Below are 6,671 nucleotides of genomic sequence, written 5' to 3'. Positions count from 1 at the left end.
CGGCGTACAGCCCAGGGCCGTCGCTTGCTGGCCGCTCAGGAAGGGGTTGTTACAGTTGACCAGGAAGCCGCCGGTGTCGGTGACGCCGCTGCCTTGGAACAGCGCGCTGGGCGCGATGTTCACGTTAGACTTGCTGCTCATGAAGTTGAAGCTCGAGTAGAGCTCCAGGTGCTGGTTGACTTCGTAGTTCGCGAAGTAACCGGCCGTGTACCGCGTGTTTTCTTGCAGCAGGTACATGTACGGGTTCGAGTTGAACACAGCCGGCGGGGTCGTACCCGCGGTGCCGTACGGCACGAACTGGTTGCCCAGGACCGCCGCGGCGTCCGATTCCGGCACGCCGTCGCCGTTCAGGTCCAGCTGGGCGCCGCTGGCGAAGTACAGGATGTTCGAGTTCGACGAGCCGCCGCAGAACGGGTTGCCGGCCGCGTTGATGTTCAGCTGGCAGGCCGAGTAGTCGCGGGCGCCTTGGCGGACGGGCTTCTGCTTCGAATAGGTGAAGAAGGCGGTCACGTTGCCGCGGCCGTCAGGGGCGTTGACGCCCATCAGCAGGCTGTAGTCGGCCGACTTGCCGTCCCAGCGCTTGCCGGGGATCAGTTGGTTGCCGGCCGCCAGCACGTCCTGCATGCGGTCGTTGCCTTGGCTGTGCTGGTAGACGCCGTACTGGGCGTCGAACTGGATGCCCTCGAAGTTCTTCTTCATGATGAAGTTCACGACGCCGGCCACGGCGTCCGAGCCGTAGGTCGCCGAAGCGCCGCCGGTGAGAACTTCCACGCGCTCGATCAGCTGCGAGGGGATCTGGTTGATGTCCGGAGCCGGGTTCGGGTTACCCGTGTTCGGGTCGCCCGGGCCGAGCCGGCGGCCGTCGACCAGCACGAGAGTCCGCTGCGGGCCCAGGCCGCGCAGGTTGACCGTGGACACGCCGCCCGGGCCGCTCAGCGGGTCCGAGGTCGGGCCGAGGTCGACGCCCGGGTTCTGGGTGACCTGCGGCAGCTGGTTCAGGATGTCGATGGTCTGAGCACGACCGCCCAGCAGCACTTCCTGCTCGCCGACCGTCTGGATCGGGCTGATGCTGGTGAGGTTCGGCTGCGGGATGCGCGAGCCGGTGACCACGACTTCAGCGACTTCGCCGCTTTCCTGCGCCATGGCCGAAGTGGCGGAAAGGCCCACTAGGGCGGCGCCACAGATCATCGAAGACGCCAGAAGGCGCTCCCGGACGGACTTGAATTTCACGGTCTGGATCCTCCAGCGGTCTAGCCTGGCGGCTGCCGCTCCCCACAAAAGCGATCGTCCCGGAAACTGCGAGCTTCCGGTTACTGCGGAGTTACGAGCCCAAGACAGAAGTGGTCAACGCACATAAGGCGCCCGCAACCCCGAGGGGCGCCATAGTGTCGCATTCTGGTCACAGATTGAGCCAGGGCCGCTCAGACGCGCAAGTTTGTTGCCGAACTTTGTCATCTCGCAGGCGCATTCGCGCCACCCATCAAGCCGGGCTACAAGGCGCGGCAAGCCTCTTTAGACGTTCGCAGGAGCCCTCGATGATCCGCTCGCCCCTCGCCCTGGCCGCCTTCTGCGCCGGTGCGATCGCCGCCGCGCCCGCCGCCGCCCAGCCGAAGCCGGAAGCGCGCGCGACGCTGGTGCAGAGGCTGTCCGACTGCCGCGCGCAGGCCGACGATGCGGCGCGCCTGGCCTGCTACGACGCGGCCACCGCCGCGCTCGAACAGGCCGAGGCCAAGGGAGACATCGTGGTGGTCGATCGCGAACAGGCCCGCACCGTGCGGCGGCAGGCGTTCGGCTTCTCGTTGCCGTCGCTGTCGATCCTCGAGCGCGGCGAGACGAAGGAATCGGTGGACCGGGTGACGGCGAAGATCGCGTCGGCGCGCGCGGACGCCTCGGGGAAATGGACCCTGCGGCTCGAGGACGGGGCGGTCTGGCAGCAGGTGGACGTGGGCGCGCCCTCGATGCCGCCCAAGGCCGGCGAATCCGTCACTATCCGGAAGGCCAGCCTCGGCAGCTTCCTGGCCAGCGTCGAGGGCCGGCGCGCCATGCGCGTGCGGCGGGTGGACTAGGACGCGCCTCCGCCGGCGTAGAAGCGGTTGCGGGCGGTCATGAGCGTCTTGATCAGCTCCCGTTCTCCAGGCTCGAGATAGGGATTCCAGACGTCGAAGATCAGGATCACCCGCAACTCGTCGGCGTCGTTCCACGCCTCGTGCTCGATGGTGTCGTCGAACACCCAGGCCTCGCCCATCTTAAAGGTTCGGGTTTCGTTGCCGACGCGGAACCGCGCGGGCCCCGGCAGCACCAGCGGCAGGTGGGCCAGCAGGCGGGTGTTGGTCGAGCCGGTGTGCGGCGGGATGTGGGTGCGCGCGTCCAGCGCCGAGAACATCGCCGTAGGCGCGAACTCCGGCTGGTGGGCCATGGGCAGCCGCGCCAGCAGCGCCGCCGTCTGAGGGCACCGAGCGCAGACCGCCTCCTGGCGCTCGCCGTCCTTCCACAGGAACAGTGAGCTCCAGCGGCGCGAGTGGTTCAGTTCGCCCCACTGGTTGACCGGCACGTCCGGCGGGAAGGCGATGTAGGGCGCGAAGTCCCGCATGTCCTCGGCCAGCAGCGTTTGCAGCTCGGTTTGGATCAGGGGCGTTGCGGCCTCCAGCTCGCCCAGCCAGGGGAACATCTCGCGCGGATAGAACGGGATGGCCGGCAGCCGCGGGTAGTGCAGCAGCAGCGGCTCCTGCGGGTAGACGCGCTTGCGCCCGGCGTAGATGCCGACGGCCTCGTCCAAGCGCCGGACCGCCATCTCCGAACCGGCCGCATCGACAGGCCCCACCTCGTCTCGCAAATAGGCTTCGAGCGCCGCCTGTGTGGTCTCGACGACCTCCCGGGCGCGGGCCACGGCCCCCTTCAGCGACGGCGGCAGGTTGTCCGCGTCGGGGGCGAGTTTCAGGGCGTTCTGATAGACGCGCGCCGCCGGCCGCTCGCCCTCCACCTTCTCGACCAGCGCCCCCTTCGAGAGCAGGGCCAGGAAGTTGTAAGGCTCGAGCGTCAGGGCCTCGTCCAGCGCCGCGATGGCGGCCGGGAAGGCTCCGGACAGCCGCAGCGCCAGCGCCCGCTGCATCTTGATCTGGGGATCGTGCGGCTGGGCGGCCTCGGCCTGGCCGATGATCGCCAGGGCCTGGGCCGTGTCCCCGCGCCGCAGGGCGTCGGCGGCGTCGGCCAGCAACCGCTCGGGCGAAGTCTGGAGGCCGACCGTCATCACCTGTCCTTGGGATCTATGGCGTCGCGCAAGCCGTCGCCGATGAAGTTGAAGCCCATGAGCGTGACCACCATCACCATCGATGGGAAGATCAGCAGCCACGGGGCGAGCTCCATGTCGGACGCGCCGCCCGCGATCAGCGAGCCCAGCGAGGCCATCGGCGGCTGCACGCCAAGGCCCAGGAAGCTCAGGAAGCTCTCCGCCAGGATCACCGCCGGGATCGTCAGCGTCACGTAGACCACCACCGGCCCCAGAAGGTTCGGCACGATGTGGCGGACGATGATCTGGCCCGAAGTCAGGCCCGCCGCCCGCGCCGCCTCGACGAACTCCTTGTGCTTCAGGGTCAGCGTCTGGCCGCGCACGATCCGGCTCATGGTCAGCCATTCGACGGCGCCGATGGCCACGAAGATCAGGATCAGGTTCGAGCCGAACGTCACCATCAGCAGGATGACGAAGAAGATGAAGGGCAGCGAGTAGAGCACGTCGACGATCCGCATCATGGTCTCGTCCACCCGCCCGCCGAAGTAGCCGGCGACCGCGCCCCAGGCGACGCCAATCACCAGCGACACCAGCGTCGCCACCAGCCCGATCGCCAGCGAAACCCGAAGCCCCATCAGCAGCCGGGCCAGGAGGTCGCGGCCCAGGGCGTCCGTCCCTAGCAGGTGGCCGTCGGTGAGCGGCGGGACCCAGACGTCCTGCTTGTCCACGGCGTCGTAGGCATAGGGGATCAGATAGGGGCCCACGACCGCCGCCAGCGTCAGGATCGCCAGCACCACCATGCCGGCCACCGCGGCGCGGTTGCGCATCAGTCGGCGCCGGGCGTCGTCCCACAGACTGCGCCCCTTCACGGCGGCGAGCTCCATCGTGGCGGCGCGCGCGGTCATGCCAGCCTCACCCGTGGGTCCAGGGCGGCGTAGAGCAGGTCGGCGACCAGGTTCAGCAGCAGGATCAGGGCGGCGTAGAAGATCACCATGCCCATCACGACCGTGTAATCCCGCTGCAGGGCGCTGATGACGAAGAACTTCCCCAGGCCCGGCAGATTGAAGATCTTCTCCACCACGAGGGAGCCGGTGATCAGCCCCGCGCAGGCGGGCCCCAGGTAGCTGACCAGCGGCAGGATCGCCGCGCGCAGCGCATGACGGCCGACGATCCGGTGCTCTGGCAGGCCCTTGGCCCGCGCCGTGCGGATGTAGTTCGAGTTCAGCACCTCGATCATGCCGGCCCGCGTCAGGCGCGAGATGATGGCGATCTGCGGCAGGGCCAGCACCGTCACCGGCAGGACCATGTTGGCGAGCGCTCCGTCGTTCCAGCCGGCCGTCGGCAGCCACCCCAGCTGCGAGGCGATCACCAGCACGAGGAGCGGCGCGGTCACGAAGGTCGGGATGCACACGCCCAGGATGGCCACCGCCATGGCCAGGTTGTCGACGAGGCCGTTCTGCCGGAGCGCCGCGACGATCCCCAGGCTCACGCCCACCACCGAGGCGATGACGATCGCCGACAGCCCCAGCTTCAGGGAGACGGGATAGTTCTCCTTGAGGATGTCGAGGACGGACTTGTCCCGGTACTTCAAGGATGGCCCCAGGTCGCCGCGCGCCACGCCGGCCAGATAGTCGACGTACTGGGCCCCAAGCGGCTTGTTCATGCCGTAGGCCTCGCGGACGTTCCGCTCGATCTCGGGCGACAGCTTGCGGTCCATGTCGAACGGGCTGCCGGGCGCCGCGCGCATCATGAAGAAGGCGGCGGTGATCACGAGGAAGAGCGTCGGGATCGCAACCAGCAGGCGGCGGCCGATGAACCGGAACATGGGCCTCCTTGCGGGCGGGCGTTGCGAAACTTCCACCCGCCCCCGATGATGTCAACGAAGGGCCACCCGTCAGTTCCGAGAGCGCAAGATGTCCGACTTCCGACGCGTCACCGACGATTTCACCACCGCGCCGCAGATAAGCGTCGATGATGTCGAGGAGGCTGCCCGCCAGGGCTTCCGCACGATCATCAACAACCGTCCCGACAACGAACAGCCGGGCCAGCCGTCCAGCCACGAGATCGAGGCGGCGGCGCGCGCCGCGGGCATCGCCTACTTCCACATCCCCGTCGTGGGCGGCCCGACCCCGCAGCAGGTCGAGACGACCCAGCGCATCCTGGAGGACGCCGCCAAGCCGGTGCTGGCCTTCTGCCGCTCGGGCACCCGCTCGATCGTCACCTGGTCGCTGTCCCAGGCGGCGTCCGGCGCCCGGCCGCGCGACGAGCTGGTGCAGCTGGGCCGCCAGGCCGGCTACGACCTCTCGGGCGTGCTGGGCGGATGATCCCCTACGTCCGTGAGATAGAGTTCGAGTACGGTCGCTGCGACCAGGTCTCGCCGCTGATCCGGCGGGTGATCGCCAACAACCCCAGCGCCTTCACCTTCGTCGGCACCGGCACCTACATCGTCGGCCGCGGCGAGGTGGCGGTGATCGATCCCGGCCCGGATGACCCTGCCCACCTGGCGGCGATCCTCGCCGCGGTCGCGGGCGAACGGGTGACCCAGATCCTGATCACCCACCATCACTCCGACCACTCGCCGCTGGCCCGGCCGCTGCAGGACGCCACCGGGGCCCCCATCATCGGCTGCGCGGTCGCTCATCCCGAAGCCGCCGATGAGTCCGTCGTGAGGATGGAAGCCGACCACGACACCGCCTTTCGGCCGGACGTCAGCGTCTGCGCCGGCGGAACAATCTCAGGCCCCGGCTGGACTCTCGAGGCGATCCCGACGCCGGGGCACACCTCGAACCACATCTGCTATGCGCTGCAGGAGGAGAACTGCCTGTTCTCCGGCGACCACATCATGGGCTGGTCGACCACGGTCATCACCCCGCCCGACGGCGACATGACCGCCTATCTGGAAAGCCTGGACCTGATCCGCGCCCGCGGCTTCGACACGCTGTGGCCCACCCACGGCCCGCCGATCCGCGAGGTGGCCGCCTTCATCGACGCCTACAGGGCCCATCGCCAGGAGCGTATCGACCAGATCGTGCACGCCCTGCAGGCCGGCCCGGCGTCCATCGCCGAGCTGGTCCCGCGCCTCTACGCCGACGTCGATCCCCGCCTCTGGCCCGCGGCCTCGCGTTCGATGCTGGCGGCGATGATCCACCTCGAGCGCGAGGGCCGGATCCGCAACGAAGCCGGCGCGTACGCCCTGGTCTGATCCGCTACGCCCCGACGGGCTGCGCCGTCGGCAGGACGTAGTCCTTCATCCGCTCGCGGATGACCTTCTTGTCGATCTTGCCGGTCGCGCCCAGCGGGATCTCGTCGACGAAGACCACGTCGTCGGGCATCCACCACTTGGCGATCTTGCCCTCCAGGAACGACAGGAACTCTTCCTTCGCCGCCTGTTCGCCGTCCTTCAGCTTGACGATCAGCACCGGCCGCTCGTCCCACTTCGGGTGGG

General features: G+C 68.7%; 7 protein-coding genes and 1 pseudogene. 3 read left to right on the top strand and 5 right to left on the bottom strand.

The genetic code is table 11. The features are described from left to right. Positions 1 to 1,230: TonB-dependent receptor plug domain-containing protein (locus RIF93_RS17635; protein WP_309092758.1), on the bottom strand; the 1,230-nt coding region annotated here is incomplete at its 3' end. A gap of 305 nt (positions 1,231 to 1,535) precedes the next feature. Between RIF93_RS17635 and RIF93_RS17630 the strand changes: the two genes are divergently transcribed. Further along, positions 1,536 to 2,066: a hypothetical protein gene (locus RIF93_RS17630; RefSeq protein ID WP_309092757.1), complete on the top strand. Its 531-nt coding sequence runs from the start codon at positions 1,536 to 1,538 to the stop codon at positions 2,064 to 2,066. On the opposite strand, the gene RIF93_RS17625 is transcribed toward RIF93_RS17630, so the two are convergent. From RIF93_RS17625 to oppB, 3 genes are read right to left on the bottom strand one after another with little or no spacing between them, the layout of a single operon-like run. Continuing rightward, complete coding sequence (locus RIF93_RS17625) at positions 2,063 to 3,247, bottom strand: aspartyl/asparaginyl beta-hydroxylase domain-containing protein (RefSeq protein ID WP_309092756.1); 1,185 nt, start codon at positions 3,245 to 3,247, stop codon at positions 2,063 to 2,065. The two genes, RIF93_RS17630 and RIF93_RS17625, sit on opposite strands and share 4 nt — an antisense overlap. Further along, positions 3,247 to 4,131 carry an ABC transporter permease subunit gene (locus RIF93_RS17620; protein ID WP_309092755.1) on the bottom strand — a complete coding sequence of 295 codons (885 nt, stop codon included), beginning with the start codon at positions 4,129 to 4,131 and terminating at the stop codon, positions 3,247 to 3,249. Before RIF93_RS17620 ends, RIF93_RS17625 begins: the two co-directional genes overlap by 1 nt. Then, complete coding sequence (oppB, locus tag RIF93_RS17615; protein WP_309092754.1) at positions 4,128 to 5,051, bottom strand: oligopeptide ABC transporter permease OppB; 924 nt, start codon at positions 5,049 to 5,051, stop codon at positions 4,128 to 4,130. Before oppB ends, RIF93_RS17620 begins: the two co-directional genes overlap by 4 nt. Positions 5,052 to 5,139: 88 nt before the next feature. Here oppB and RIF93_RS17610 point away from each other — a divergent pair, with 88 nt between their 5' ends. Beyond that, positions 5,140 to 5,550 carry a TIGR01244 family sulfur transferase gene (locus RIF93_RS17610; RefSeq protein WP_309092753.1) on the top strand — a complete coding sequence of 137 codons (411 nt, stop codon included), beginning with the start codon at positions 5,140 to 5,142 and terminating at the stop codon, positions 5,548 to 5,550. Further along, positions 5,547 to 6,428 carry an MBL fold metallo-hydrolase gene (locus tag RIF93_RS17605; protein ID WP_309092752.1) on the top strand — a complete coding sequence of 294 codons (882 nt, stop codon included), beginning with the start codon at positions 5,547 to 5,549 and terminating at the stop codon, positions 6,426 to 6,428. Before RIF93_RS17610 ends, RIF93_RS17605 begins: the two co-directional genes overlap by 4 nt. Before the next feature lie 28 nt (positions 6,429 to 6,456). Here RIF93_RS17605 and RIF93_RS17600 read toward each other — a convergent pair. Further along, positions 6,457 to 6,671 (bottom strand): annotated as a pseudogene (locus tag RIF93_RS17600) (long-chain fatty acid--CoA ligase); the annotation flags it as partial.

Source organism: Phenylobacterium sp., from assembly GCF_031181185.1.
GTDB lineage: Bacteria > Pseudomonadota > Alphaproteobacteria > Caulobacterales > Caulobacteraceae > Phenylobacterium.
This window is presented reverse-complemented; position numbering and strand designations above follow the sequence as displayed.